This window comes from Serratia ficaria (genome assembly GCF_900187015.1).
Classification (GTDB): domain Bacteria; phylum Pseudomonadota; class Gammaproteobacteria; order Enterobacterales; family Enterobacteriaceae; genus Serratia; species Serratia ficaria.
Genome location: NZ_LT906479.1, coordinates 3,413,731 through 3,439,276 on the forward strand (window position 1 = coordinate 3,413,731; position 25,546 = coordinate 3,439,276).

At 65.3% G+C, this 25,546-nt stretch carries 24 protein-coding genes and 1 tRNA gene; 6 read left to right on the plus strand and 19 right to left on the minus strand.

Translation table 11 applies throughout. The features are described from left to right. The first annotated feature begins 9 nt into the window (after positions 1 to 9). Positions 10 to 1,917 carry an aliphatic sulfonate ABC transporter substrate-binding protein gene (locus tag CKW09_RS16210; protein WP_061797520.1) on the plus strand — a complete coding sequence of 636 codons (1,908 nt, stop codon included), beginning with the start codon at positions 10 to 12 and terminating at the stop codon, positions 1,915 to 1,917. Positions 1,918 to 2,003: 86 nt separating this feature from the next. On the opposite strand, the gene CKW09_RS16215 is transcribed toward CKW09_RS16210, so the two are convergent. Genes CKW09_RS16215 through CKW09_RS16240 form a run of 6 tightly spaced genes read right to left on the minus strand, consistent with a single transcriptional unit; the run spans position 2,004 to position 9,274 of the window. Then, positions 2,004 to 3,116 (minus strand): alkylhydroperoxidase domain protein, encoded by a 1,113-nt coding sequence (locus tag CKW09_RS16215; protein ID WP_061797521.1) that lies wholly within the window; start codon positions 3,114 to 3,116, stop codon positions 2,004 to 2,006. Beyond that, positions 3,113 to 4,156 carry a putative FMN-dependent luciferase-like monooxygenase gene (locus tag CKW09_RS16220; RefSeq protein WP_095098328.1) on the minus strand — a complete coding sequence of 348 codons (1,044 nt, stop codon included), beginning with the start codon at positions 4,154 to 4,156 and terminating at the stop codon, positions 3,113 to 3,115. Before CKW09_RS16220 ends, CKW09_RS16215 begins: the two co-directional genes overlap by 4 nt. Continuing rightward, positions 4,156 to 5,811 (minus strand): dipeptide ABC transporter ATP-binding protein, encoded by a 1,656-nt coding sequence (locus tag CKW09_RS16225; RefSeq protein ID WP_061797524.1) that lies wholly within the window; start codon positions 5,809 to 5,811, stop codon positions 4,156 to 4,158. The genes CKW09_RS16220 and CKW09_RS16225 overlap by 1 nt, the downstream gene beginning before the upstream one ends. Continuing rightward, positions 5,808 to 6,698 (minus strand): ABC transporter permease, encoded by an 891-nt coding sequence (locus tag CKW09_RS16230; RefSeq protein WP_061797525.1) that lies wholly within the window; start codon positions 6,696 to 6,698, stop codon positions 5,808 to 5,810. Before CKW09_RS16230 ends, CKW09_RS16225 begins: the two co-directional genes overlap by 4 nt. Next, complete coding sequence (locus CKW09_RS16235; protein ID WP_061797527.1) at positions 6,695 to 7,639, minus strand: ABC transporter permease; 945 nt, start codon at positions 7,637 to 7,639, stop codon at positions 6,695 to 6,697. The genes CKW09_RS16230 and CKW09_RS16235 overlap by 4 nt, the downstream gene beginning before the upstream one ends. Positions 7,640 to 7,648: 9 nt before the next feature. Further along, positions 7,649 to 9,274 (minus strand): TIGR04028 family ABC transporter substrate-binding protein, encoded by a 1,626-nt coding sequence (locus tag CKW09_RS16240; RefSeq protein WP_095098331.1) that lies wholly within the window; start codon positions 9,272 to 9,274, stop codon positions 7,649 to 7,651. 295 nt (positions 9,275 to 9,569) lie between these two features. Here CKW09_RS16240 and CKW09_RS16245 point away from each other — a divergent pair, with 295 nt between their 5' ends. Next, on the plus strand, positions 9,570 to 9,818 hold the full coding sequence (locus CKW09_RS16245) for a hypothetical protein (RefSeq protein ID WP_061797530.1): 249 nt from the start codon (positions 9,570 to 9,572) through the stop codon (positions 9,816 to 9,818). A gap of 12 nt (positions 9,819 to 9,830) precedes the next feature. On the opposite strand, the gene CKW09_RS16250 is transcribed toward CKW09_RS16245, so the two are convergent. After that, on the minus strand, positions 9,831 to 10,460 hold the full coding sequence (locus CKW09_RS16250; protein ID WP_061797531.1) for an alanyl-tRNA editing protein: 630 nt from the start codon (positions 10,458 to 10,460) through the stop codon (positions 9,831 to 9,833). A gap of 84 nt (positions 10,461 to 10,544) precedes the next feature. Between CKW09_RS16250 and CKW09_RS16255 the strand changes: the two genes are divergently transcribed. After that, the gene (locus CKW09_RS16255; RefSeq protein WP_061797532.1) at positions 10,545 to 11,480 is read left to right on the plus strand and encodes a LysR family transcriptional regulator; all 936 of its coding nucleotides are present in this window, start codon (positions 10,545 to 10,547) and stop codon (positions 11,478 to 11,480) included. Here the strand turns inward: CKW09_RS16255 and alkB are convergent. After that, entirely contained in the window at positions 11,463 to 12,110 is a 648-nt protein-coding gene (gene alkB, locus CKW09_RS16260; protein WP_095098334.1) for a DNA oxidative demethylase AlkB, read from the minus strand. The genes CKW09_RS16255 and alkB overlap by 18 nt on opposite strands. Positions 12,111 to 12,248: 138 nt before the next feature. Here alkB and rarD point away from each other — a divergent pair, with 138 nt between their 5' ends. Further along, positions 12,249 to 13,130: an EamA family transporter RarD gene (gene rarD, locus CKW09_RS16265; protein ID WP_095100211.1), complete on the plus strand. Its 882-nt coding sequence runs from the start codon at positions 12,249 to 12,251 to the stop codon at positions 13,128 to 13,130. Positions 13,131 to 13,132: 2 nt separating this feature from the next. Here the strand turns inward: rarD and dhbA are convergent, their stop codons facing one another. From dhbA to citC, 11 genes are all read right to left on the minus strand, one after another. Then, the gene (dhbA, locus tag CKW09_RS16270) at positions 13,133 to 13,891 is read right to left on the minus strand and encodes a 2,3-dihydro-2,3-dihydroxybenzoate dehydrogenase (protein ID WP_061797535.1); all 759 of its coding nucleotides are present in this window, start codon (positions 13,889 to 13,891) and stop codon (positions 13,133 to 13,135) included. Positions 13,892 to 13,975: 84 nt separating this feature from the next. Next, entirely contained in the window at positions 13,976 to 15,163 is a 1,188-nt protein-coding gene (locus tag CKW09_RS16275; RefSeq protein ID WP_061797536.1) for an isochorismate synthase, read from the minus strand. A gap of 188 nt (positions 15,164 to 15,351) precedes the next feature. Further along, complete coding sequence (locus CKW09_RS16280) at positions 15,352 to 16,044, minus strand: 4'-phosphopantetheinyl transferase family protein (RefSeq protein ID WP_095098337.1); 693 nt, start codon at positions 16,042 to 16,044, stop codon at positions 15,352 to 15,354. A gap of 104 nt (positions 16,045 to 16,148) precedes the next feature. Continuing rightward, entirely contained in the window at positions 16,149 to 17,378 is a 1,230-nt protein-coding gene (gene agp / locus CKW09_RS16285; protein WP_095098341.1) for a bifunctional glucose-1-phosphatase/inositol phosphatase, read from the minus strand. 146 nt (positions 17,379 to 17,524) lie between these two features. After that, the gene (locus CKW09_RS16290) at positions 17,525 to 18,988 is read right to left on the minus strand and encodes an anion permease (RefSeq protein WP_095098343.1); all 1,464 of its coding nucleotides are present in this window, start codon (positions 18,986 to 18,988) and stop codon (positions 17,525 to 17,527) included. Between the two features lie 18 nt (positions 18,989 to 19,006). Then, the gene (citG, locus tag CKW09_RS16295; RefSeq protein ID WP_061797570.1) at positions 19,007 to 19,885 is read right to left on the minus strand and encodes a triphosphoribosyl-dephospho-CoA synthase CitG; all 879 of its coding nucleotides are present in this window, start codon (positions 19,883 to 19,885) and stop codon (positions 19,007 to 19,009) included. Further along, complete coding sequence (gene citX, locus CKW09_RS16300) at positions 19,866 to 20,414, minus strand: citrate lyase holo-[acyl-carrier protein] synthase (protein WP_061797541.1); 549 nt, start codon at positions 20,412 to 20,414, stop codon at positions 19,866 to 19,868. Before citX ends, citG begins: the two co-directional genes overlap by 20 nt. Before the next feature lie 3 nt (positions 20,415 to 20,417). Further along, positions 20,418 to 21,923 (minus strand): citrate lyase subunit alpha, encoded by a 1,506-nt coding sequence (gene citF, locus CKW09_RS16305; protein WP_095098346.1) that lies wholly within the window; start codon positions 21,921 to 21,923, stop codon positions 20,418 to 20,420. Beyond that, positions 21,923 to 22,843, minus strand: a complete 921-nt coding sequence (gene citE, locus CKW09_RS16310) for a citrate (pro-3S)-lyase subunit beta (RefSeq protein WP_061797544.1) — start codon at positions 22,841 to 22,843, stop codon at positions 21,923 to 21,925. The genes citF and citE overlap by 1 nt, the downstream gene beginning before the upstream one ends. Continuing rightward, positions 22,827 to 23,135 carry a citrate lyase acyl carrier protein gene (gene citD / locus CKW09_RS16315; RefSeq protein ID WP_095098349.1) on the minus strand — a complete coding sequence of 103 codons (309 nt, stop codon included), beginning with the start codon at positions 23,133 to 23,135 and terminating at the stop codon, positions 22,827 to 22,829. Before citD ends, citE begins: the two co-directional genes overlap by 17 nt. After that, complete coding sequence (citC, locus tag CKW09_RS16320; RefSeq protein ID WP_095098352.1) at positions 23,135 to 24,208, minus strand: [citrate (pro-3S)-lyase] ligase; 1,074 nt, start codon at positions 24,206 to 24,208, stop codon at positions 23,135 to 23,137. Before citC ends, citD begins: the two co-directional genes overlap by 1 nt. A 311-nt stretch (positions 24,209 to 24,519) precedes the next feature. Between citC and dpiA the strand changes: the two genes are divergently transcribed. Beyond that, a complete protein-coding gene (gene dpiA, locus CKW09_RS16325; RefSeq protein ID WP_095098355.1) occupies positions 24,520 to 25,206 on the plus strand; it encodes a two-component response regulator DpiA in 687 nt (228 codons plus the stop codon). A 261-nt stretch (positions 25,207 to 25,467) separates the two neighbouring features. Further along, positions 25,468 to 25,543: transfer RNA gene (locus CKW09_RS16330), tRNA-Asn, on the plus strand. Positions 25,544 to 25,546: the final 3 nt, after the last annotated feature.

The following is a 25,546-nucleotide window of genomic DNA, read 5'->3' on the forward strand; positions in this document are numbered from 1 at the left end:
GAGCCGCCCATGCATAACCCACAGCCGTACGCCTCCGACAAACCGGTGCTGATCGACCCGGCGTCGATCGCCTTTCAAAGCGTGCTGGACCGGCTGGCGCCGACCGACGCCACCGTACTGATCGTCGGCGAGACCGGCACCGGCAAAGAGGTGGTGGCGCGCTATCTGCACCACAACAGCCCGCGCCGCCATCAGCCGTTTCTGGCGGTGAACTGCGGCGCGCTGACCGAAAGCCTGGCGGAAGCCGAGCTGTTCGGCCACGAGAAAGGCGCCTTTACCGGCGCCATCGGCACCCATCAGGGCTGGTTCGAAGCGGCGGAAGGCGGCACCTTGCTGCTGGATGAGATCGGCGAGCTGAGCCTGCAGCTGCAGGTCAAGCTGCTGCGGGTGTTGCAGGAGCGCGAGATCACCCGCGTGGGATCGCGCAAGGCGCTGAAGGTGAACGTGCGGGTGATCGCCGCCACCCACGTAGACCTGGCCAGCGCCATCCGCGAACGCCGGTTCCGCGAAGACCTCTATTACCGGCTGAACGTGGCGGCGGTGACGCTGCCGCCGCTGCGCCAGCGGCCGGACGACATCCCGGTGCTGGCCAACCATTTTTTATCGCTGTACGCGCGCCGCCTCGGGCGGCCACGGCTGCAGCTGGCGCCGGAGACGCTGCAGGCGCTGCTGGATTACCGCTGGCCGGGCAACGTGCGCGAGCTGGAAAACACGCTGCACAACGCGGTGCTGCTGAGCAAGGATGCGCTGATCGCCCCCCACCAGCTGCGGCTCAACCAAAGCCTGCAGGAAGCGGCCGGCGCCGGCGACGACGCCATCGGCCACTTTGTACGGCAACAGCTGCAGGGCGACGGCGGCCAGCTTTACCAACGGGTGCTGGACTCGCTGGTGCGCAACGCATTCGACGCCTGCGACGGCAATCAGCTGCAGGCGGCGGCGCTGCTCGGCATCAGCCGCAATACCCTGCGCACCCACCTGGCGCACCTCGGGCTGATCAAGCCGCGGCGTCGCAACGCCGCCGGCGCGGCCCGCCCGCTGAACGCCGCGCCGCCGCACGAGCGCGAGCTGCGCATCGGCTATCAAAAGTTCGGCAACCTCGGGGTGCTGAAGGCGCGGCAAAGCCTGGAGCAGCGCCTCGCCGACCAGCCGATCAGCATTCTGTGGAGCGAGTTCCCCGCCGGGCCGCAGCTGCTGCACGCGCTGGACAACGACGAAATCGACTTCGGCACCACCGGCGAAGTGCCGCCGATCTTCGCCCAGGCGCAGGGCCATGCGCTGGTGTACGTGGCCTTCGAGCCGCCGGCGCCGCAGAGCGTGGCGATGGTGGTGCCAAACGACAGCCCGATCCGCAGCGCCGCCGATCTGCGCGGCAAGCGCATTGCCGTCAACAAAGGCTCCAACGTGCATTATCTGCTGGTGCAGATGCTGGATGAACAGGGGTTGTCGCTGAACGACGTGCGCATCGTCTACGCGCCGCCGAAATACCCGCTGTCGGCTACCGATTATCAGGCGATCGACGCCTGGATGATGTGGGATCCGCTGCTCAGCGACGCCCAGCGTTCGGGCGAGCTGCGCGTCATCGCCGACGGCACCCAACGGGTGCTGAATCAGCAGTTTTATCTGGCGCGCCGCAGCTTTGCCGAACGGTCGGGCGATCTGTTGCAGCACATCATGCAGGCGCTGCAGCACACCGGCCGCTATATTGCCGCGCAGCCGGTGGAAGCGGCGCGTCATCTTTCCAGCGAGCTGGGGCTGGCGACCGCCTCGCTGGAGCTGGCGCTGTCGCGCCGCAGCCACGAAACCCGGGCGATGAACCTGCAGGTGATCCGCCAGCAGCAAAGCATCGCCGACCGCTTTTACGCCCTGGGCCTGCTGCCCAGAGCGATCAACGTGCGCGACGCGGTGTGGCCGATGTGAACCGCTATTGCTGAAGAGCTCGACGTTATATGCCCGTAGATTTCGAGTTGCAGCCGACAAGGCCGCAGCTTGAAAGATGAAGGGGATCAGACATAGGGTTCGCCGAGGGTGAGCATCAGCCGGTTGGCCCAGGCGAAGAACGCCGTCGACTGCACCAGATCCAGCAGCGCCAGTTCATCCAGCCCCTGGGCGCGCAGCGCCGCCAACTGCCCGCCATCGGCCCGCGGCGGCGTGGCGGACAGCGCGGCGGCGAAGTCGATCTGCGCCCGCCAGCGTTCATCCTGCCCCTGGCTCAATACCTCGCCCGGCGCCACCGCCAGCAGCCTTTCTACCTCGGCTTCGCGCTTCGACAGCTGCGCCGCCTTGCGCGCATGCACCGAGGCGCAATAGATGCAGCCGTTCACCTTGCTGGCCACCGTCGCCGCCAGCTCGCGCTCCTGCCGCGCCAGGCCGCCGGGGGTATAGAAAATCGCCCGGTCGGCCAGCGTGCGCTGCTCCAGCACCGGGTGGTTGCGCGCCAGCAGGCGGAAGTAGTCCGAATCGGCGTGGCCAAAGCGCGTTAGCTGCGCCTTGCCGTCTTCGTCGAACTCCGCCAGGGGTTTGGCGGCGATCCACGGCTCCCACCCCAGCTCTTGCCGGGTAAAGGCCGGCGGTGCCTGACGGCCGTCCAGCGTCAGCGGCCCGGTGCGCCAGCGGCCGGCCGTTACCGGCGGATGCGCCGCAGCTGCGGCCGCTTTGCCGCCCAGCAGCCGGTAGCCCTGCAGCAAGCGGCTCTGGAAGCTGACGAAGGCAATCAGCTGCGACAGCGTAACGATGGCGTCCAGCGACCAGCCGGCCTGCCGTAAAGCCTGCAAATGTTGGGCATCGGCGTTGGCCGGTTGAAACGCCAGCCGCTCGGCGTGATCCAGCGCCGCACGCAGCCCCTCGCCTTGCGGCTCTTCGCCCTGCCGTTCCAGCAAGGCCGCGTAGTGCGCCGCCAGCCGACTCTCGCCGTGCCATTCGCTGATGCGCCGGGCCAGCAGCAGCCGCTGCGCCAGCGGAAAATCACCGGCGTCGGCCGGGGAGAACAGCGCCAGATAGCTGGCCTGAATGGCGTCGGTGGCCGCCTGACGCGTGGTTCTGGCCTGCGCCAGCGCGGAGTCTGCGGCGATTTCCGCCAGTTCGGCCAGCAGGTCGGCCGTCTTCGATAACGTCGTCATAGCTTTTCCTCAGCGTGATGTTCATTGGGGGTGTGGAGGGTGTTGCGCCGCCACCCCAGTTCGGGCGCGACATGGCGGGCGATGAGGTCGATAGAGCGCAGAATATGGGCGTGCGGCGGATCGATGGAGTGCACCTGAAACGCCAGATCGGTGACCCGCGCCAGCGCGCTGTCCCGCTGCAGCGAGGCGATCACCTGGTCGGGCGTGCCCAAGTGCACGTCGAAAGCGCGGATCAGGCCGTCCAGCGACTCGTCGGCCGGCTGATGACCGCTGGCGCGCAGGCGCGCCAAGCCACGATTCAGCCCGGCGGCGGCGAAATCGCGCGCCTGCTGGCCGTTCTCGCTGACAAAAGCGGTACGCGATCCCATGATGCGCGGCGCGATGCCGGCCGGCAGCGCCGCCAGATAGGCGTCGATGATCGGGTTTTGCAGTTCGTCCAACGGCAGGTCCGGCGCGTCCGCCGGGCGCGGCTGGGTGCGCGACAGCATCAGGCCGTCCCCCGCCCGGCCGGCGCGTTCGCCGCCCTCGACCGAGAAGGTCGCCTGCCAGACGCGCTGCGCCAGCTGCGGCGCCGCCGGATACAGGCGATTCTCCTCGCCGCCCAGCGCCTCGCCGCGCCAGGCGCCAAGCAGAGTGCGCAAGTTTTCGGCGAATACCGCATTGCGCTGCCCGGCGTCGATGCCGAAGGCGCCGAAGGAAGACGGCGTGCCGCCGGCGGCCACCCCAACCTCCAGCCGGCCGTCGGACAGCAGATCCAGCACCGCCGTGTCTTCCGCCACCCGCACCGCCGACTCCATCGGCAACGTGATCACCCCGGTACCCAGCCGAATGTGGCGGGTGCGCGCCGCCACCTGCGCCAGAAACACCAGCGGCGACGGCAGGCCGCCCTCGTCTTGGTGGAAATGGTGCTGCGCCACCCAGGCGGCGTCGAAACCGGCTCGCTCGGCGTGCAGGATCTGTTCGGTCGCCAGTCGGTAACGCTCCTGAGCGCTGCCCTGATCCAGCAAACGGGTGAAAAAACCGAGTCTCTTGTGGCTCATCATGCCTCCTCGAATGTGGGCTGCCCGGCATGCGGCGTGCGGCGGGGGATCGCTGCGATCAATTGGCGGGTATAGTCGCTGCCCGGCATGGCGAACAGCTCGGCGGTGGCGCCGCCGTCCACCCGTTGACCGCGCTGCAGCACCGACACGCTGTGCGAAATCCGCCGCACCGTCGCCAGATCGTGAGAAATGAACAGGTAGGTCAGATCTCGCTCCTGCTGCAACTCCTGCAGCAAACGCAGGATCTGCGCCTGCACCCTGACGTCCAGCGCCGAGGTGGCTTCGTCCAGCACCAGCACCCGGGGCTGCAGCACCAGCGCCCGGGCGATCGCCACCCGCTGCCGCTGGCCGCCGGACAGCTCGTGCGGCCTGCGGTTCAGCAAATCAGGCGGCAGCGCCACCCGTTCGAACAGTTCGCGCACCCGCCGATCGCGCTCGGCCTTGTCGAGCGGTTCGAAATTCAGCAGCGGCTCTTCAATGATTCGGTACAGCGTTTGCGCGGGGTCGAGCGAACCGAACGGGTTTTGATAAACCAGCTGAATGCGGCGGCGGAACTGACGCAGCGCCTCCCCTTTCAGGCCGGTAACGTTGACGCCGTCGATCAGGATCTGCCCGGCATCCGGCCGCTCGAAGCCCAGCAGGCAGCGCGCCAGCGTGCTTTTGCCCGACCCGGACTCTCCCACCAACGCATGGGTGGTGCCGCGCGGCACGCTGAACGACACCCGATCCAGCGCGCGAAAGCCCTGCCCGCCGGACAGCCGAAAATCCTTCACCAGCGCCTGAACCACGATCGCCGGCGGCTGACCGCTGCGCTTCGCCGGCGGCGCGACGGCGCCGCTCAATGAAGGCACATCGGCGAGCAGCTGGCGGGTGTAATCGCTGGCGGGTGCGCGCAGCACCTCGGCGGTAGCGCCCTGTTCCTGCACCCGGCCGTGGCGGAACACCAACAGCCGATCGGCGCGTTCCGCCGCCACGCCCAAATCGTGGGTCACCAGCAGCACCGCGGTGCCGAACTCGCGCCGCAGTTCGTCGATCAGATCGAGAATGCGTTTTTGCACCGTCACGTCCAGCGCGCTGGTCGGTTCGTCGGCGATGATCAACGCCGGCTGCAGCGCAATGGCGATGGCGATCAACACCCGCTGCTTCATGCCGCCGGAAAGTTGGTGCGGATACTGGCGCGCCCGCAGTTCCGGGTGCGTCAGCCCCACGCGGGTCAACAGCTCCGTCACCCGCTGTTGTACCTGCCCGCGCGGCAGCCGACGGTGAATATTGACGATCTCCGCCACCTGCTCGCCGATGGTTTTCACCGGGTTGAGCGAGCTGGAGGGATCTTGCGGGATCAGGCTGATTTGCGCCCCTCTCACCGCATCCAGCCGCCGCGATGGCCAGCCGGCGATATCGGTGCCGTGCAGCCGGATGGCGCCCTGTTCCAGATGGCCGTTGTCGGCCAGCAAGCCGATGATCGCCTGCGCCGTGGTGGTTTTGCCGGAGCCGGATTCGCCAACCAGCGCCACCACCTCGCCCGGCTCAATCGCGAACGACACCTCATGCACCACCCTTCGGTTGCCTTCGTCGCCCTGATAGGCGATGGAAACCTTGTCCAGCGCCAGTACCGGCGGCCGCGCCGCCCGTTGCCATGCCGCTTGCACGCTCATCGCGCCTTTCCTCCCAGCGAACGGCTGATGCGGTTGGCCGCCAGCACCACCGCCACCACCACCATGCCCGGGAAGGTGGTCAGCCACCAGGCGGTGGAAATGTAGTTGCGCCCTTCGGCGATCAGCAGCCCCCATTCCGGGGTCGGCGGCGGGGTGCCGTAGCCGAGGAAACTCAGGGTGGCGATCGCCAGAATGGCGCTGCCGAACTGCAGCGCCGAGAAGGCGATCGCCGAAGTCAGCGAGTTCGGCAGGATATGCCGCCACAGCACCGCCCAAAAGCTGCCGCCGCTGCCGTAGGCCGCTTCGACGTAATCGCTGTGGCGCACTCGCACCACTTCCGCCCGCGCCAGGCGGGCAAAGTTGGCTACCGAAGTGACGCCCACGGCGATGGCGGCGTTGACCGTGCCGAAGCCCAGCAGAATGATGATGCTCAGCGACAGCAGCAGGCCGGGGATCGACAGCAGCACGTCGACGACGCGCATCACGGCGTCGTCCGCCGCGCCGCCCAGCGCGCCGGCGATCAGGCCGAGCGCGGTGCCGAACACCAACCCCAGCGCCACCGCCACTACCGCGCCGGCCAGGGTTTGCGAAGCGCCGTATACCATGCGCGCATACAGGTCGCGCCCCAGCTGATCGGTACCCAGCCAGTGCTCGCCGCCGGGCGCCAGCCGCTGCGCGCCGGCAATGCCTTCGGTGCCGCTGTAGGCGGTAAACAGCTGCGGCGCCAACGCCCACAGCGCCACCAGCGCCATGACCGCCCAGGCCAGCAGCAGCGTCAGGGGGACGCGGCGGCGGCTCGGGCGGCTGGCGGGCAGCGCGCCTTCACTTTCCGCGCCGGACAGATCGCGCTCCGGCACCGTGGCTTTGTCAAAGGAGATACTGCTCATAGGGATGCTCCTGCCTGGGTTTTCAGCCGCGGATCCAGCAGCGGGAACAGCAGATCCACCAGCAAGTTGATGGTGACGAAGGCGGCGGCCGAGATCAGCACTATCGCCTGCAGCACCGCCACGTCCTGATTGACCACCGCTTGCTGGGTCAGTTGCCCCAGGCCGCTGCGGCCAAACACGGTTTCGGTGATCAGCGCCCCGGCGATCAGTTCGCCGAACAGCATGCCGGCGATGGTCAGCGCCGGCAGCATGGCGTTGCGCGCCACGTGCCGCCACAGCACCCCGCTGCGGCCGGCGCCCTTGGCCCGCGCCACCGCGACGAACGGCCGGGTTTGCACCGCGTCGATGCTGCGGATCAGAATTTGCGCCAGCGGCGCGGAGATCGGCAGCGCCAGCGTCGCGATCGGCAGGATCAACCCCTGCCACTCGCCGGGGTTAATGATCGGGATCAGCTTCAGGCGGAACGAAAAGATCTGAATCAGCACTATGCCCAGCCAGAAGGTGGGTACCGAAACGAACAGCGACGGCAGCGTCTGCAGCGCCGAACGCAGCCAGCCGAAGCCGGTCAGGTTGGAAGCAAAAGCGATAAGCAGCGCCAGCAGCAACGCCACCGCAAAGCCCAGCACCGCCAGCTGCAGCGTGGCGGGCAGATTAGCCGCCAGCAGCGCGGTAACCGGCACCCCGGCCTGCATCGAGTAGCCCAGATCGCCATGCAGCACGCTGCCCAGGGTATGCAGATACTGCCGCCACAGGGGGACGTCCGCACCATAGGCCGCGCGCATGTCGGCAATCTGCGCCGGGCTCAGCCCCATGTCCGGGTTCTGAAATTTAATCAGGATCGCATCCCCCGGCAGCACCTGCAGCAGGATGAACGACAGGGTAAAGGCCGCCCACAGCACCAATAGCGCCTGCCCGATGCGCCCCGCCAGATATCGGTTCATTGCCCCCCCTTAATGTTTCTCTAACCAGGCGCCGTAGAAGCTCGGGCGGCCGACCGCCTCGAAGCTCACCCCCTTCAAATAAGGCGCGCCGGCGAACACCTGCGGATCCTCGAAGAACGGGATCGCGTAGGCCTGGTCAATCAGGTAATTTTGCGCCTCGCCGGCTGTCTGCAGGCGTTTTTGCGCGTCAACCTCGGAGGCGATGCCGAGCAGCAGGGCGTTCAGCTTGTCGTCGCTAAAGCCGCTGTTGCTGCTGGCGCCGCCCTTCTGCAGCAGCCCGTCGCGGTTGGTTGGGTAAAACTGGCTTTTGATCACGTCCGGATCGGCGCGCCCCACCTCTACCACCGCCGCCGGGGTTTTCTGCGGGTCGAGGTTATCCGCCACCCGGCTGCCGGCGTCGCCCGCCAGAACGTTCAGCCGCGCGCCCACCTTGCCCCACTGCTGCGAAACCAGCTGCAGCACCGCCTTGTTCTGCGGCTGCGGCAAAGATTCGTACACCGTCAGCAACAGCTTCCTGCCGTCTTTTTCGCGCAGCCCGTCAGCGCCCTTCTTCCAGCCGGCTTCGTCCAACAGCCGGTTGGCCAGCTGCGGGTCGAATTTCAGCTTGTCGGACAGATCGACAAAGCCGGCGGCCGAGGCGGCGATCACCGATTTGGCCTGCGGGTAGTTGGCGGAGAACAGCGTATCGACGATTTGTTTGCTGTCGGTGGCGTGCAGCAGCGCCTGACGCACCCGCAGATCGGCCACCAGCGGGTTATCCGGCCGGAAGGCGATGCTGTCGTTGACGCCGCGCGTCGGCGCGGCATAAATGATAAAGCCCTGATCCTGCGTCTGCTTCTCGTCATAGGCCTGGATCTGGCGGATAAAATCCGCCTGCCCGGCCTGCAGCGCGCCGATGCGCACGCTGTCTTCCCCGGTGACGATCACTTTAACGCCGTCCAGATTGGCGCGGCCCTGCTGAGCCAGGCGGGCCGGCCCCCAGCTGTAGTCTTTGCGCGCGCTGAGATCGACCTCGCGCCCCAGCGTTTCGCCGCTGACCACAAAGGGGCCGGAGCCGATGATATGGCGCGCGTCGCCCAGTTGGTCGTAGCTGCGGTTCAGCGTGCTGAGCGATACCAGCCCGGAGCCGATGGTGGCGGTGCCCTGCAGGAAGCCCGGCGACGATCGCGTGAAGAAGAATTTCACCGTTAGCGGATCCACCACTTCGCTGCGCTGGTAGTTATTGATCACCTCGGAAACCGGCAGGCGTTTCTCCCTGTTGCCCAACCCGTAGGTGTCGAAGTTCTTCGCCACCGCGTTGGCGTCCAGCGGCGTGCCGTCGGAGAAGGTCACGCCGGGGCGCAACTTGAAGGTGTATTCGGTTTTGTCGGCGTTGCTGCTCCAGGACTCGGCGATCCAGGGTTCAATCTCCAGCGTCTTGGGGTTCTGATAGGTCAGCTTGTCGGTTATCTGGTTGAGAATGCCGCCGTTGGGGTAAAAACCGCCGGAAGGCGGATAAAGATTGGTGTGCGCCTGCTGTTCAAGGTAGACCAGCGTGCCGCCCTGCACCGCCGCCAGCGCCGGTTGCATCCCCGCCGCCAGCCCTAACGCCACCGCGATCCCGCTGGTTAACCCATTGAAAGAAAAATTAAACATGCCCGTCTGCCCTTATTATTTGAAAGTTACGGGTTGTACCCTATAGCTTTCAAGTTGCAGCAAGGCGGCAAACGCGAGGATCCTCAGGAGCTTACTTAAGTAAGTGACTGGGGTGAGCGCGTGCAGCCAACAATGCTGCAGCTTGAAAGATGACGGGTATATAACAAGCCAAATCGGCAGGGAGTAGAACGAACTATTTTCGCTAACCTATGGCGCAAATCGCACAAGGCGAGGCGGCTTGGCAGAAAAGATGTTTTGTTATAACGTATCGTGAATAAGCGAGGGGAGTGAAAAGATGAAAATTCAGCTATCGCTGCTGTTCCTTGGCCTGGCGGCCGGGCAGGCGGCGGCGTTTCAGTCCAAAGTGCCGGAGCCGCAGCCCGAACAGGCGCGCGCGGCGCAAGATAATATCGAAAGCCTGTTCTACGGTTTTCACGCGCTGGACGCCCAGGCGGTCAATCCCGGCACCTGCGCGGCGGTGCCGGTGCCGGGGTGCCAATGCGCGTTCTGCAGCCAGCTGCGCCAGGCCGGCGCGGCGAAATAAACCCGCCGCAGGTCAGCCCATTTCATACTGCACGATCAGCTGCCCTTTCTTCATCTTCACCGCGGTGATGTTGACCTCGCCCAGCTCGCTCAGCGAGGCCACGTGGGTGCCGCCGCAGCCGTAGGCCGGCAAATCGCCGAAGCCGACCTGACGCATGCCGTTCACTTCCCGCTGGCGGCGCGGCAGATCGGCGGCGATCAGCCGCGCCAGCTCCGCCTGCAGATAGCCCTGCTCCAGCGTTTGCGCGCCGGCGCCCGGCGTGAAGGTAATGCGCCCCTCACCCGGCCAATGGTGCGCCTTCACCGGCTGCCAGCCGCGGGTCTCGCCCAGCCAGCCGATCAGATGCCCGGCGGAATGCCAGCGGGTGTGCAGGCGGCGTTGTTCGCCATCCACCCGGGCCAGCACTGGCCCCAGCGGCAGCGGTTCGGCGGTGAAGTGCAGCACCTTATCGCCCTGCTGCGCCACCCGCAGCACCGCCGCTTCGCCCAGCGTGCCGCCGTCTGCGGGCTGCCCGCCGCCCTGCGGGTGGAACGGCGTGGCGTCCAGCTCAATCGCGAAGGCGCCTTCTTCCACCGGGGTGCAGGCCAGCACCCGTACCTCGGCCTGTAAATCATCGCTGTAGTAATAACGTCGTTCGGTCATCATTTTTCTCCTGGTTGGGGGAGCTATTATATTCGTGCCATAATCGCAGGATAATCCGTCATCGTCACAATGGACCTTTGCGCCATGAGCACAAATCTTTCGCATTCGCTGCTGGCCGAAATGGCCGTTTTCGTCGAGGTGGTGGAAAGCGGCAGCTTCTCCGCCGCCGCCCGCCGCCTGGGCGCTTCGCCGTCCGCTATCAGCCGCAGCGTCGCCAGGCTGGAACAGGCGCTGGCGCTGCGCTTGCTGCACCGCACCACCCGCAAGCTGCGCCTGAGCGAAGCGGGGGAAGAGGTGTTGCTGCACTGCCGCAGCATGCTGGCGGCGGCGGACGCGGTGATGGCCGTCAACGGCCAGGGCGCCGCGGAGCCGGAAGGCGCGATCGGCGTCAGCGTGCCCAAGGCGGTGGGCAGATTCGTGCTGCATCCGCACATGCCGGAATTCCTGCGCCGTTACCCGAAGGTGGACGTTCGGCTGCGGCTGGAAGATCGTTATATGGATCTGATTGACGATAGGGTCGATTTGGCGCTGCGCATCACCGATCGCCCTTCTCCCGGGTTGATCGGCCGTCAGTTAATGAGGATAGATCATCTGCTGTGCGCCACCCCGCACTACCTGGCGCAGCACGGCGCGCCCCGGCAGCCGCAAGATCTCACGGCGCACAGCTGCATTTATCTCGGCGAAACGCCCAACGACGCGCGCTGGAAATTTCGCCGCGGCGGCAAAACGACCACGGTGGCAGTGCGCGGCCGCTACGCCGCCAACCATACCGGGGTACGGCTGGACGCGGTGAAGCAGCATATCGGCATCGGCAGCCTGCCGTATTTCACCGCGCGCCAGGCGCTGGACAGCGGTGAGCTGGTGCAGGTGCTGCCGGAATGGGATTTCCTCAGCAGCTATCACGGCGGCCTGTGGTTGCTGTATGCGCCCAACCAGCACCTGCCGCCCAAGCTGCGGGTGTTTATCGATTACCTCGTCGCCCGCCTGGCCAAAGAACCGCAGCTACAGCGCCTTGCGTAGGGTGATGTTGATGCGGTGCGGCCCCACCAGCGAATGGTAGCCTTCCTTGACCGGCATGATGCCGTGAAAGCACAGCCGCGACGGGCCGCCCCACACCACCACGTCGCCGTGCGCCAGCGGGATGCGCCGCGCCCGATCGCTGCGCTGCAGGCCGCCGAACTGAAACACCGCCGGCAGGCCGAGCGACACCGAAACGATCGGCGAACCGAAATCATGCTCGTCCTTATCCTGATGCAGCGACAGCTTGCTGCCGGGATCGTAGCGGTTCATCAGGCAGGAGTCCGGCACGAAGGGCGCGAACCCGGCCTGCTGCGCGGCTTCGTCCGCCAGCGCCAGCAGAATCTCCGGGATCGGCGGCCAGCGCTTGCCGCTGCGCGGATCGCGCGCCGAGTAGCGATAGCCGCGGCTGTCGCTGCTCCAGCCGTTGCCGCACCAGCTCATCGCCACCGACATCACATGCCCGCCGGGGGTGGTCATGTGCCGCCACGGCACCTGGGCGACCACGCCCCGCACCGCCGCCAGCAGCTCCGGCCCGTGATCGCGCACGAAGCCATGCATCACCACCGCCCCCGGCACGATCTGCTCGCGCCACGGCGGCGGTGGCGAATCTTCAAAGAGATCGATAGTCATCGCGAAACCTGTATGAATACACAGTATTCATTTTAAACGCCGCGCGCCGAATGTCCAGCGCCCGGCGGCCTCATTGTTGTTTATGACAAACTTATCTACAGTAGCCGCAATGAAATCAGTCACTCTCAAGGAATGCGCGTGATTAAAGGCATCGGTCTTTCGGTTATCGCCTCGGTGTTATTCGGCGTGATGTATTACTACACCTCGACGCTGGCGCCGCTCGACGGCGAGCAGGTCTACGGCTGGCGCACCCTGCTGACGGTGCCGTTTCTGACGCTGTTTATGCTGGTTTCCGCCGACTGGCGCAAGGTGGCCGAGACGCTGGCCTGGGCGCGCCAACGGCCGCGTCGGCTGCTGTTTCTGCCGCTGACCTCGGCGCTGCTGGGCGTACAGCTGTGGCTGTTTCTGTGGGCGCCGTTGCACGGCAAGGCGCTGGAGGTGTCGCTCGGCTATTTCCTGCTGCCGCTGGCCATGGTGCTGGCGGGCCGGGTGATATTCCGCGATCGGCTTTCGCTGCTGCAAAAACTGGCGGTGGCCTGCGCCATGCTCGGCGTGGGCAATGCGCTGTATCAGGTGGGCGGCGTTTCCTGGAGCACGCTGGTGGTGGCCCTGGGTTATCCGGTTTACTTTATTTTGCGCCGGCGCTTCGGCACCGACAACCTCGGCGGGCTGTGGTGCGAACTGGCGCTGATGCTGCCGGTGGCGGCCTGGTTCGCCTTCGGCGGCGACGGCGCGGCGGCGGCGCTGCGCGTCAGCCCGGCGCTCTATTGGCAAATCCCGCTGCTGGGGGTGATCAGCGCCGCGGCGCTGGTGTGCTACATCCTCGCCAGCCGGCTGTTGCCGTTCAGCCTGTTTGGCCTGCTGAGCTACGTGGAGCCGGTGCTGCTGGTGATCGTCGCCTTGCTGCTCGGCGAAAGCATCAGCCGCAGCGAGTGGCTGACCTATCTGCCGATTTGGCTGGCGGTGCTGCTGTTGGTGGCGGAAGGCACCCGCCACCTGCTGCGCCGCCGGCGCATTTGACCTCAGGAAGCCAGGGTGGCGCCGCCGTCGATCACGATGTCCTGCAGGGTGATGTGGCTGGCCAGATCCGAGGCCAGGAACAGCACCGCGTTGGCGATTTCGTCCGGGCGGGCGATCTTGCCCAGCGGGATGCCCAGCTTGAACATCTCGGGGAAACCGGCGATGGTGCGCTGTTCGGCATCCGGGGTTTGCCACATGCCGCGCTGCATCGGGGTGTCGGTCGAGCCCGGCGACACCAGGTTACAGCGCACGCCAAACGGCGCCAGTTCCAGCCCCACGCAGTGGTTCAGGCTGGTCAACGCCGCCTTGGAGGCGCAGTAAGCCGCCATCTGCACACGCGGCACGTGCGCGGCGTTGGAGCCGACGCTGACGATCGCCCCACGGCGCTGCGCCTTGAAGTGCGGCAGCAGCGCGCGGAACAAATAGAACGCGCCCGAGGCGTTGACGTTGATGCACTGGTGCCAGTCGTCCAGGCTCAGGTCTTCGGTATTGCCCATGCGCAGAATGCCGGCGGCGTTGACCAGCACGTCCAGCCGGGGATTTTGCGCCAGCTGCTCCCGGCATACCTCGGCGACCTGTTGCGGCTGGCTGATATCCAGCGTCACGCAGGGGTAAGGCAGATCCGGCTGGGCGAACTCGCGATCAAACCCCAGCACCTCGGCGCCCTGCGCCATAAAATGCCGGGCGATCTGCTCGCCGATGCCGCGCGCCGCGCCGGTCACCCAGACGCGCTTGCCGCTGAAATCCATCTGTACGCTCATGGGCGCACCGCCATCAGCGCGTTCGCGCCGGCGTGATTCGTTGTCATAATCGGTTTCTCCTGCAAAAGGGGTAGAGAGCCGGCCTTACAGCGCGCCGCTGTTCAGGCCGAAAGCGTTAAGCATGGTGCCCAGCTTGGCGGCGGTTTCCGCCCATTCGGACTGCGGCGTCGAGGCTTCGACGATGCCCGCGCCGGCGAACAGCCGCACCCGGTTGCCGCGCAGAATGCCGCTGCGGATGACGATCGCCCATTCGCCGTCGCCGTTGGCGTCGCACCAGCCGACGATGCCGCTGAACAGGCCGCGATCGTACTGCTCCAGATCGGCGATCAGCCGGCGGGCGGTTTCGGTCGGGAAGCCGCACAGCGCCGGCGTCGGGTGCAACAGGCAGGCAAGCTGCATCACGTTAAGCTGCGGGTCCCGCAGTTCGCCGCGAATGCGGGTGGACAGGTGCCACATGGTGCCGGTGCTCATCAGCGAAGGCCCGGAAGGCACGCTCAGCGTCGCGCACAGCGGCGCCAACCGCTGGCGAATGTCGTCGATCACCAGCTTGTGTTCGTATTTGTCTTTGGTCGACCGCATCAGGCGTTCGCTGCCGATGCGGTCTTGCTGCGCATCCGCCTGCCGGCGCGCCGAGCCCGCCAGCGGGTTGGAGTGGATCTCGCCGCCCTGCTTGCGGATCAGCAGTTCCGGGCTGGCGCCGATCAGCACGCCGCCGTCGGGCAGCGGCAGGGAAAAGTGGTAACCGTTCGGGTTCTGCACCATCAGGTTATTGAGGATCTGATGGCCCGCCACCGGCTGCTCCAGCTCGATCTCCAGAATGCGCGACAGCACCGCCTTGCTCAGCCTGCCCTGTTTAAAACGGCTGACCGCCTCCGCCACCGCGTGCTTGAAGCGCGGCTCGTCCGGAATGCTGGTGCAGGCGGCCAACCGGTGCTGCTGCAGCATTGGCCGCGCATCGCGGGTGTAATGGTCATTGGCGACGAACCGGCTCTGTTGCGGTACGTACAGGCAGGAGGGCTGGCGGGTATCGAAAGGAATGGCGCCCACCACCACCGGCGCCTCCTGGCCGGCCTGTTTGGCGCGCTGCAGCGCCTGGCCGATGTTCTGCGCCAGCGCGCTGTCGGCCCGCTCGCCGCCGAAGGCCGGCGTCTCGATGCGTTCGAATACGCCCTGCGCGCTCAGCGAGCGGAACTCCGACTGGTATAAAAAGGTAGATTGCTCTGAGTAAACAAAACCGGGAAAGGTTTGGTTTTCCGTTGTCAGTGTAGCCACAAGACCACTCCTTTGCGTTGCCCGCACTAATGATAATGGTTATGCGAATGATTATCATTAGTTATAAAGACCGGTAAATTACACCGCCGCCCGGCGCGGGTCAATCACCGTTAGCGTAATAATTAATGAATGAAACGCTCAGGCATGGCAAATGCACGTTACAGTGCAACGCAAATCAACGCACTGATTTAACAGTAAATAAATGTCGTTACGTCGTCACCTTCATGCCAGTAGCGGCCCAAAAAACGACGGCCTGCACGGCACTGCGGGGTGAGTGTCTTAAGCAGTTCCAATTCAAAGGTCTGGGTTTGCGCATCCATTACCACCATGCGCGCATCCAAAAAATCAAAGTAGCGGCGCACCTGCGGGTACAGCGCTTTGAACAGGCTCTCCTTGGCGGAGAACGTCAGCGTCAGCAGGCGATTGAACGCCTGCGGCCCGCGGCGCAGCTCTGCGCACTCCTCCGCACCGACGATAGCGCCCCACAGCTCCTCCGCGCGCGCCTGCGGCATCAGCGTCTCCACGTCCAGCCCGACGCCGCCCAGGCCGTTTTCGGCGTGCACCGCGCACAGCGCGGTAGCCGCATTGTGGCTCAGCGCGCCGGCGACGCCCGGCGGCCACTGCGGCGCGCGATCTTCGCCCGGCAGCAGGATAAAACCGCTGAAGCCCAACGGCGCCAGCAGCCGCTGCGCCAGACAGCGCCCGGCCAAATATTCCGCCCGGCGCTTGGGCACCGCGCGCGCCAGGTGCTCCGGCAGAGCGATGCCCGCCTCGCGAAAGCGTTCGTCACCATAGTCCGCCAGCGAGAAACGGCAACGCGCCACCTGCCCCGGGTAATCAACCAGGTTAAAAAGTTCGATATCGCGGATAAAAGCGGGCAACGGGAGGTTCCTTGAACAGTGCGCAGAGCGACGATTTTAGCCCCCGCGCTCCCCGGCAACAACGACTATTCCTCTCCCCCGCCGCCGGAGGAGAGGAACGCGGCTTACAGAATGCCTTTCATGGTCTTTTCGAAATCGCTCCAGGCGCAGAAGCCGTCCTTGTCGATTGGGCAGCCCTTCAGCGCCAGGGTCACGCGCTGCGGCGGATTTTGCAGCGTCAGCGGCGTGGCTTTGCGCAGTTGATCGGTAGACTGATAAACGTATTCGATTTTCAGCAGCTCGCGGTCATTCTGCCGATCGTGCCAGCGCTGGAACACCAGCTTGCCGCCGATCGGCGTTTTCTCGTACTGCTGCGGCAGCTGATACGGCTGGAACTGCATCGCCGACAGCAGCGATGCGATATTCGAATCGTGGCCGACCAGCACCGTCAGCTTGGGCGCATCCGGCTTGCGCTCGCCGAGCAGCGCGCCGTTGATGTAGGCCAGCAGCGGTTTGGCGACGTTCCGCGCCACCACCGGCGAGGTGAACAGCGAATCCTGATAGCCGTCTTTCAGCTGCGCCAGCTGCTTCCACTGGTGCGGCGTGGCGATTTTGCCCCAGGCCACGTCCTTCATCGGGAAACCTTCGTAATACTGCAGCATAAAGGCGTCCACCAGCGAGTTGCCCACCCGCAGCGGCCCGGCCACGCCCGGCTCTTTGCCCGGCACCGCGCTCAGGGTGCTGGCCTCTTTGGTCAGATCGCAGTGCCGGTCGGTTTTGCAGGCGCTGGAGTCTTTATAATCGACGATTTTCGCCAGCTGCCGGTAAGACTCGTCCAGCTTCAGCGAGGCCAGCTCGGCCTTCATCGCCGCCAGCGCCTGTTGATTGAAGGCTGCGCTGCTGTCGGTGATGATCGGGTTGAAGGTCGGGTCCATCTCGCCCATTTTTTCCTGATGGTGCACGGCGACGTCGCAGCCGGGGAACGCGCCGTTGCTGAAGAACTGCGCGGTGGCCACCGTGCGCTGCAGGCTGTTGGCGTAAACGTACAGGCTGCCGGCGGTCGGGCAGCCTTCCTGCGGCAGCAGGCCGGTCTGCTTCAGCCAGGCGTTGAAGTAGTGCCCCATATAGACTTCCAGCACCCCGCCCTTGGTGGTCAGCAGCCCGCCCGGCGTTTCCCAGGCCGGCCAGGCCCGCGGCGTGGACTGCGCCAGCACGCTGCCGTTATTGGCCAGCGGCGCGCGCAGGTTGTGGCGGCTCATCACCAGCACCTGCTCCAGCTGATAGTCGTTGGTTGCCCCCCATACGGTCCCGGTGAATAACAAAGGCAGGCACAGCAATAACGTTTTTTTTCTCATCCGCAGAGGCTCCCGGAAAGTGATTGTTTTGAATGTGTTAGCTTTCGCCCGGCTATGATGGAGGGGTTGGTCGCCCAAGTGTGTGATGGGGTTCACGGGAAAAGATCGTACCGGCGGCCATCTGCCGATGGCCGCCGCAGGCTAATTTAGAACCACAGGCGCATGATCGGCCAGCCGATCAGCAACAGCGCGGCGATGTACACCACGCCGAGAATGCCGCCCAGCCGCCAGTAATCTTTCGACTTCACGTAGCCGCAGCCGTAGATGATCACCCCCGGGCCGGTGGCGTACGGCGTCAGCACGCCCATGATGCCGATCGACAGCACCAGCAGCATCGACAGCTGCTCCATCGGCACGCCCGGCAAGCCTTTCCCCACCGCCAGGATCACCGGCAACAGGGTGGCGGTATGCGCCGACAGGCTGGCGAACAGGTAGTGGGCGAAGTAGAACACCAGCACCAGCGCCACCACCGTCATGTTGGGCGAAAAACCGTCCAGGTGGGTGCTCATGGTCTGGGCGAACCAGTCGATAAAACCGGAGCGGGTCAGGCCGTTGGCCATCACCACCAGCGTCGCCAGGTTGACCAGGGTGTTCCAGGCGCTGGAGTATTTGGTGATGTCTTTCCACGACACCACGTGCAGCGCCAGCATCAACGACACCGCCAGCAGGCAGACCGCAGTGGCGTCCAGCACCTTGCCGCCGAACACCCACAGGCACAGGCTGAGCAGCACCAGGCCGATCAGGGTGTACTCCTTGCGGCTCAGCTTGCCCATTTCGCCCAGCGCGGTGTTGGCCCAGGCGGCCACCTCGCTGCTGTGGGTCACCCCCGGCTTGTACAGGCAGTAAGAAATCAGCGGCGCGACGATCAGCAGCAGCAGGCCGACCGGCAGGAACGCCAGGAACCACTGCATCCAGCTGATGTGCACCCCGGCGATTTTGCCGACGAACTCGATGCCCAGCACGTTGGGCGCGGCGCCGGTCACGAACATCGAGGAGCTGATGCTGGTGCCCACCACCATCATCCACATCAGGTAGCCGCCGATGCGTCGCGAAGAGGGATCGTTGGGGAAGGAGTCGAACAGCGGCGGCAGGTTTTTCACCACCGGGAATACCGTACCGCCGGTGCGGGCGGTATTGGACGGGGTAAACGGCGCCAGCAGAATGTCGATGATCACCACCGCGTAGCCCAGCGTCAGGGTGCGCTTGCCCATAAACTTCACCAGGAACAGCGCGATGCGCCGCCCCAGCCCGGTGGCCTCGTAGCCCAGCGCGAAGATAAAGGCGCCGAACACCAGCCAGACGGTGGTGCTGGAGAAGCCCGCCAGCCCCCATTTTAGCGCTTCCTTGCCCGCCTTGAAGCCCGGCTCGGCCAGCTCCTGCGCGCCGAACAGCACCCAGTTGGCGCTCAGCACGCTGAGGGTCACGGCGATAAAGCTGATGGCGGTGGCGGGGATCGGCTCCAGAATCATGCCGACGATCATCGCCACGAAAATGGCGAAGTAGCGCCAGGCCTGCGGCGGCATGCCGTCGGGCACCGGTATCAGTAACAGGATCGCCAGCACCGCCAGCGGCGCTATCGCTTTCCAGATTTTTTCCTGGGTTTGGGACATGGGGATTTCTCCTGAAGGTTATGATTCCTGGTCACCCGGCTGCGGCAGTTGCGCCAGCAGCCAGGTCACTATCAACAGGTCGGCGCTGCCGCCGGGGCTGAGATTGCGGGCGATGCACTCGGCGTCGAAGCGCCGGATGGCCTGATCGCCGCTGTGCGCCAGCAGCGCCGCGGCGCGGCGCTGCAGCCAGCGCAAGCCGCCGATGCCGCCGCGCGAGGCGACGTTGGTGTCGTCGTTGTGGGCCATCAGCCACAGCAGGCTGTCCGTCAGCGCCCGTTGCTCGCCCCGTCCCGCCGCCATGCGCCGCCGATACAGCGGCAGCGCGCCGTCGATCACCAGCCGGAAACCGGACTCCGCCTCACCGCGCGCGCCGCTCAGACCGTGGGCAGCGAACAGCCGCTGGCCGGCGGTGTGCCCGGCGTTGTTGCGCCGCAGCTCCCGCGTGACCAGCCCGCGGCACATCGCCGCCGTTTCTGCGCACAAGGCTTCGGCGCTTATCGCACGGCGCTGCCGGTGCAGGCGGCCGAAGGCGGCACACAGCAGGCCGAGCGAAAACACGCTGCCTTTATGGGTGTTGACGCCGCCGGTAGCGCGGAACATGTGGTTTTCGCAGGCCATGCCGAGCGGCCGCAGCCTCACCAGCTGTCGTTCCGCCGGCAGCGCCGCGTCCTCTCGCCCGCGCTGAATGAAGCGCGGCAGCCACGGCCCGATGGCGCGGGCGCTGCGGTAGAAATGCCCGAGATCCATATCGCGGTGCGCGCCGGCGTTGCGGCGATCCACCAGCCCCGGTTTGGGCGTGAGATTGACCTCCACCAGCAGCGCGCGGTAGGCGGCGCGGGCAAAATCGCGGATCTCCTGCGGCAGGCGCGCGCGGGCATCAATCGGCTGAGAGCGCATCATTGAGCATCCTTTCCATTTCGTTCAGCAGCTCATCGCCGCCGTGGCGCCGCTGGCGGGCGCAGAGCTTCGCCGGTCGGCTGCACAGCAGGCAGCGACGCTCCGGCAGGCCGATATCGCGCCGCGACAGGATGCGCCCCTGCGAATCGAGCACATCGATGTCCCACAGCCGGCCGATCGGCCGGCGCACTTCCAGCTGCATGGCGCAGTCCTTGACCCGCAGGGCGTCGACCGGCAGCGCCAGATAGCCTTCGCAGCCGGTCGACAGCGCCAGCGTTTCGGCCTGCAGGCAGGGCCAGCCCTGCTCCGCCAACAGCCGTCGCAGCGCGCGCCACCCCAGGTTGAAGATGCCGCGCGTCAACGCGCTGTCTTTTATCGGCCCCGGCACCACCAGCGTCAGCACCAGCAGCGTGCAGCTGTGGCGCGCCAGCCACGCCTGCTGACGGGCCTGGCGGCATTCGCGGCTGGCCAGCAGCGCCGGCAGGCTCACCGCGCGGTTGGCGGCTAAACGCGGATCGACTTCGGCCATCGCTTACTCCGCCACCTGGCGCACCACGTCGATCACCGAACCATCGCGGTAGCGCACCACCGCCACCACTTTGTCGGTGAAGGCGATCGGCGCCGGTTCGCCGGTCAGCTGCAGCGCGCGCCGGCGCAGCCAGCCGATGCCGACCACCGGCAGCCCGGCCTGCTGCAGGCGTTGCGCCAGCTCCGGCCGCGCCGGATTGACCGCTACGCCGTGGTCGGTCACCAGAATGTCGATGCTGGATCCCGGGGTAACGCAGGTGGTCACCTGCTCCACCAGCGTCGGGATACGCCCGCGCACCAGCGGCGCCACGATGATCGCCAGCCGCGCCGCCGCGGCGGTATCGCAGTGGCCGCCGGATGCGCCGCGCAGCACGCCGTCCGAGCCGGTCAGCACGTTGACGTTAAAACCGGTGTCGATCTCGAGCGCGCTCAGCACCACCACGTCCAACCGGTCGACCGAGGCGCCCCTGGAGCTGAAGTTGGCGTATTGGTTGGCGCTGATTTCGAGGTGGCCGGGGTTGCGCGCCAGCGACACCGCCGCCGCGCGGTCAAAGCTCTGTACGTCCAACAGCTTGCCGATCAGCCCTTTCTCATGCAGGTCCACCATGGTCGAGGTGATGCCGCCGAGCGCGAAGCCGGCGCGAATGCCGCGCGCGCGCATTTTGTCCTCCAGAAAACGCGTTACCGCCAGCGAGGCGCCGCCGGTGCCGGTCTGCAGCGAGAAGCCGTCGGTGAAGTAGCCGGAACCGGCGATCACCTCGGCGGCGCGGCGGGCGATCAGCAGCTCGCGCGGGTTGGAGGTCATGCGCGTGGCGTCGGCGCCGATCTTGTCGGCGTCGCCCACCCGGTCAAGCTGCACGATCAGATCCACCCGATCCTGCGCCAGGCTGGCCGGATGGTGCGGATACGGCAGAATTTGCTCGGTCAGCAGCACCACGGCGCCGGCCGCTTCGGCGTCTACCCGCGCATAGCCGAGCGAGCCGCAGCAGGCCTCGCCGCTGTAGCCGTTGGCGTTGCCGAACTCATCGCAGGCCGGCACGCCGAGGAAGGCGACGTCGATGTTCAGCTCGCCGGATTCGATCAGGTTGACCCGCCCGCCGTGGGAATGGATCTGCACCGGCTCCGCCAGCAGGCCGCGCGAGACGGCGTCCGCCAGCGGCCCGCGCAGGCCGGAGGTATAGATGCGGCTCACCACGCCGTTGCGGATATGCTCCACCAGTGGCGCGTGGCAATCGGTCAGCGAGCTGGAGGCCAGCGTCAGGTTGCGAAAGCCCATCGCCGCCAGCGTTTCCATCACCTGGTTCAGCGCCAGGTCGCCGCCGCGAAACGCATGGTGGAACGAGATGGTCATGCCGTCCTGCAGCCCGCTGCGGCGCACCGCTTCCTGCAGCGAATCGCAGCGTTTGAGATCGCGCGGCTTGCGCGCCTGCAGGTTGGCCTTGGAGGCGTCCTGATAACAACGCAGCGCCGCCGCCTTGTTGAGGGTTAACAGCCGTTGTTGACGATCCATCATGCTTCCTCCCCGCACCGTGCCGGTTCTTCGCGAACGCCGGACAGCGCCGCGCGCTCCAGCACCAGCCGCGCGCGTTCAATCACCGGGCTGTCGACCATTTTTCCGTTGAGCGACACCACGCCGCGCCCTTCCCGCTCCGCCGCTTCCGCCGCCGCTACCACGCGCTGGGCATGCGCCACCTCTTTGGCGGTCGGCGCATACAGGTTGTGCAGCAGCTCTATTTGCCGCGGGTTGATCAGGGATTTGCCGTCGAAGCCGAGCTGCTTGATCAGCGCCGCTTCCTGCAGGAAGCCGGCCTCGTTGTTGGCGTCTGAATAGACGGTGTCGAACGCCTGAATGCCGGCGGCGCGCGCCGCCTGCAGCAGCGAGCAGCGGGCGAACAGCAGCTCGATGCCCTCCGGCGAGCGCTCGGTGCGCAGGTTGCGCACGTAGTCTTCCGCCCCCAGCGCAATGCCGATCAGGCGCGGAGAAGCCTGAGCGATCGCCACCGCGTTGGTGATGCCCTGCGCCGATTCGATCGCCGCCAGCAGGCCGGTGCTGCCGACCGGGCGGCCGCAGTCGGCCTCGATGGCGGCGATTTCCCGCGCCATGTCGGTAACGTCCTGCGCGCTGTCGGTCTTCGGCAGCCGCACGATGTCCGCCCCGCCGCGCACCACCGCCTGCAGATCCGCCAGCCCGTAGGCGGAGTCCAGCGCGTTGACCCGCACGATGGTTTCCACCTCCCGGTACAGCGGGTGCTGCAGCGCGTGATACACCAGCCGCCGCGCGGCGTCTTTCTCGCGCAGGATGACCGAGTCTTCCAGATCGAACATCAGCGCATCGGCCTGGTAGATAAAGGCGTTGCTGACCATCGCCGCATTGGCGCCCGGCACGAACAGCATGCTGCGGCGCAGCCGGGTTTTATTCAGCGTCTTCATCTTTCGCCTCCCAGGGCAGCGGCTCGCCGCCGCTCGCGCGCATCAGCACGGTTTCCAGGCGAGCGCGCAGCACGCAGTCCAGCGCGCCCTTGTCGTCGACCATCACCTGCACCGGTTCCACCTCATAACGCTGCAGCACCTCCAGCAGGGTGCGGCGGATAGCCGCGCCGAACTGCTTCTCCACGCTGCTGGCGATCAGCAGATCGTGTTCCGGCCCCTCGGCCGGTGCGATGCGCACCATGACATCGCTGGATTCCAGCGTGCCGGCCATTGCTTCTCGGATAATTTTCATCATTCACCTGATTGTGCGGACTCAAAAGGATGCAGGGCCGGCCGGGCCCGGCGCTGCGTTTGCAGATCCTGCAGGTAGTACAGGGTGTCCGGCGGCACCAGCGGCGCGGCGGCGTGAAAATCCCCCGCAGCCAGCAGCTTGCGCACCCAGGAGGCGGAGATCGCCGTGCCCTGGTACTGCAAACGCTCGATTTCCACCAGCGCGATCGGCGGGCTGGGCAGCGCCGGCGTTTCCAGCCAATAGCGCATGTCGCGGTTGTATTTCGCGGTCACCGCGCAGAAGGGTTCGTTGCCGACAAAGCGGTGGGTAATGCCCAGCGCCGGCGCCAGATGCCGGCGGAAGATTTTCAGATCGATTTCGGTGTAGCAGTCGTCGGCCACGCCCTGATCCTTGATGAAGTAACAGGGAAAGGTGGCGCGGGAGATCACGTACTGCGAGCCTTCATGCACCGTCAGATTGGGGATGTCGGCGGTGCCGGCCAGCACCAGCCGCCGCCGGTCTTCATAGCTGAAGCGCGAGGTGTTCTCTTTGACCAAAAACAGGTGCAGCCAGTCGCACTGCTTCTTCGCCGCCTGGCGCACCAGATACTGGTGCCCGCGGGTAAAGGGGTTGGCGTTCATCACGATGCTGCCGATGATCTCGCCCGGCCGGCGCTGCGCCGCCAGCCGGGCCGCATAGCGTTTCAGCCGGCACGGGCTGTTTTCCATCAGCACCACGATGCCGGGCACGCTGGCGATCGGGTAGAAGCCGCACTGGCGGAACAGCGGCTCGTTCTGCACCTTGGTGTAAATGAACAGCTGGGTGTGATGGCGCTCATAGGCCAGATTGACCAACTCGGTCGCCAGCGCCAACGCCAGCCCTTCCCCGCGCAGCTGCGGGCTGATGGCGACGCATTTGATGATATTGTCGGCGATGCCGCCGCAGGCGACCAATTTATCGTTCTGGGTCACGGTAATAAAAACCTCTACCGTGGTATCTATATTCAGATCGTTGCTGCGCAGAAATGCGTTTATCGCCGCTATGCTTTTATGGTCCGATCTTTTTACCCGATTAAATACGGCATCGCCCAACATGATATGCTCTCTGAATTAACTGACGAATAACAAATTAAATACAAAAACGCACTTTGGTTAACGCTAATTAAAACCTTAAAAACCATAAAGATAAAAAACATTAACGACGCTTGATGGATAGATGGTAAACAGAAAAAAACCTCCGATTATTGACCTGTTTCACAAACCAAGCCCGGTAAATAAGTTATTTAATGTCGTTTATTTGCTTAATTATTTTTATGGTGTTTACTATTGAAACAATGGTTATTGGGTGCCGCAATTCACTCACAATCAATTAGCATTTTTCTTGCAATTAAATTACAGGTTTCATTATGGAATGGCTGAACATTCTGATCGTCGAAGACGAAACGCCGCTGGCGGAGATGCACGCCGAGTTTATCCGCCAGAACGGCGGCTGCCGGCAGATTTGGCTGGCGGGCACGCTGGCGCAGGCGCGCGCGATGACCGAACGCTTCAAACCGGATCTGATCCTGCTGGATAACTTCCTGCCCGACGGCCAGGGCATCGAGCTGCTGCGCGAGCTGACGCTGAGCGGCTATCGCGGCGGCATCGTGTTCATCACCGCCGCCAGCGAGATGGCCACCGTCGCCGAAGCGCTGCGCTACGGCGTGTTCGACTACCTGATCAAGCCGCTGGCCTACGATCGCCTGAGCCACACGCTGCACAGGTTCAGCCAGCGGCGCGCGGCGCTGAAGGACAAGGCGCGCCTGAACCAGCGCCGCATCGACGAGATGTTCAATACCTATGCGCGCGGCGAACAGCGGGCGGCGCTGCCGCCCGGCATCGATGCGCTGACGCTGGTGAAAATCCGCGCCCTGTTCGCAGAGCCCGCGGCGCGCCATACCGCTGAAAGCGTTGCGCAAAAGATGGGGCTGAGCCGCACCACCGCCCGCCGTTATCTGGAGTTTTGCACCGCCGCGCAACAGCTGAGCGCCGAGATAATTTACGGCAAGGTGGGCCGCCCGCAGAGGATTTACCACGCCGCCGAACGGCAATAGACGGTTATTTGATCGGCTTTGCAAGACTGCGTGTAACCGCTTTACTTTTTTATCGTCCATCAGCATCTTGTTTGGCATACCATTCCTTCCGCTCAGCGACGGTCTTTACCGCTATCGACCGCGGTTAAAACCTGCAGAATCCGTGTAAATCTGCCAAAAGCTCAACGGGTTGCGCATTCTGTAAGCAAACAGTCACAGAATGCGCAATCCGCCTTTGACATGCCGCCGGCGGGTCGCTATGATTCGCCCCGTTCACACGATTCCTCTGTAGTTCAGTCGGTAGAACGGCGGACTGTTAATCCGTATGTCACTGGTTCGAGTCCAGTCAGAGGAGCCATAT

What these genes read in the sequence shown, in the direction of transcription:
- CKW09_RS16210 (WP_061797520.1), top strand. Translation starts at nt 10, where the DNA reads ATGCATAACCCACAGCCGTACGCCTCCGACAAACCGGTGCTGATCGAC.
- CKW09_RS16215 (WP_061797521.1), bottom strand. Translation starts at nt 3,116, where the DNA reads ATGACGACGTTATCGAAGACGGCCGACCTGCTGGCCGAACTGGCGGAA.
- CKW09_RS16220 (WP_095098328.1), bottom strand. Translation starts at nt 4,156, where the DNA reads ATGAGCCACAAGAGACTCGGTTTTTTCACCCGTTTGCTGGATCAGGGC.
- CKW09_RS16225 (WP_061797524.1), bottom strand. Translation starts at nt 5,811, where the DNA reads ATGAGCGTGCAAGCGGCATGGCAACGGGCGGCGCGGCCGCCGGTACTG.
- CKW09_RS16230 (WP_061797525.1), bottom strand. Translation starts at nt 6,698, where the DNA reads ATGAGCAGTATCTCCTTTGACAAAGCCACGGTGCCGGAGCGCGATCTG.
- CKW09_RS16235 (WP_061797527.1), bottom strand. Translation starts at nt 7,639, where the DNA reads ATGAACCGATATCTGGCGGGGCGCATCGGGCAGGCGCTATTGGTGCTG.
- CKW09_RS16240 (WP_095098331.1), bottom strand. Translation starts at nt 9,274, where the DNA reads ATGTTTAATTTTTCTTTCAATGGGTTAACCAGCGGGATCGCGGTGGCG.
- CKW09_RS16245 (WP_061797530.1), top strand. Translation starts at nt 9,570, where the DNA reads ATGAAAATTCAGCTATCGCTGCTGTTCCTTGGCCTGGCGGCCGGGCAG.
- CKW09_RS16250 (WP_061797531.1), bottom strand. Translation starts at nt 10,460, where the DNA reads ATGACCGAACGACGTTATTACTACAGCGATGATTTACAGGCCGAGGTA.
- CKW09_RS16255 (WP_061797532.1), top strand. Translation starts at nt 10,545, where the DNA reads ATGAGCACAAATCTTTCGCATTCGCTGCTGGCCGAAATGGCCGTTTTC.
- alkB (WP_095098334.1), bottom strand. Translation starts at nt 12,110, where the DNA reads ATGACTATCGATCTCTTTGAAGATTCGCCACCGCCGCCGTGGCGCGAG.
- dhbA (WP_061797535.1), bottom strand. Translation starts at nt 13,891, where the DNA reads ATGAGCGTACAGATGGATTTCAGCGGCAAGCGCGTCTGGGTGACCGGC.
- agp (WP_095098341.1), bottom strand. Translation starts at nt 17,378, where the DNA reads ATGAGAAAAAAAACGTTATTGCTGTGCCTGCCTTTGTTATTCACCGGG.
- CKW09_RS16290 (WP_095098343.1), bottom strand. Translation starts at nt 18,988, where the DNA reads ATGTCCCAAACCCAGGAAAAAATCTGGAAAGCGATAGCGCCGCTGGCG.
- citG (WP_061797570.1), bottom strand. Translation starts at nt 19,885, where the DNA reads ATGCGCTCTCAGCCGATTGATGCCCGCGCGCGCCTGCCGCAGGAGATC.
- citX (WP_061797541.1), bottom strand. Translation starts at nt 20,414, where the DNA reads ATGGCCGAAGTCGATCCGCGTTTAGCCGCCAACCGCGCGGTGAGCCTG.
- citF (WP_095098346.1), bottom strand. Translation starts at nt 21,923, where the DNA reads ATGGATCGTCAACAACGGCTGTTAACCCTCAACAAGGCGGCGGCGCTG.
- citE (WP_061797544.1), bottom strand. Translation starts at nt 22,843, where the DNA reads ATGAAGACGCTGAATAAAACCCGGCTGCGCCGCAGCATGCTGTTCGTG.
- citD (WP_095098349.1), bottom strand. Translation starts at nt 23,135, where the DNA reads ATGAAAATTATCCGAGAAGCAATGGCCGGCACGCTGGAATCCAGCGAT.
- citC (WP_095098352.1), bottom strand. Translation starts at nt 24,208, where the DNA reads ATGTTGGGCGATGCCGTATTTAATCGGGTAAAAAGATCGGACCATAAA.
- dpiA (WP_095098355.1), top strand. Translation starts at nt 24,520, where the DNA reads ATGGAATGGCTGAACATTCTGATCGTCGAAGACGAAACGCCGCTGGCG.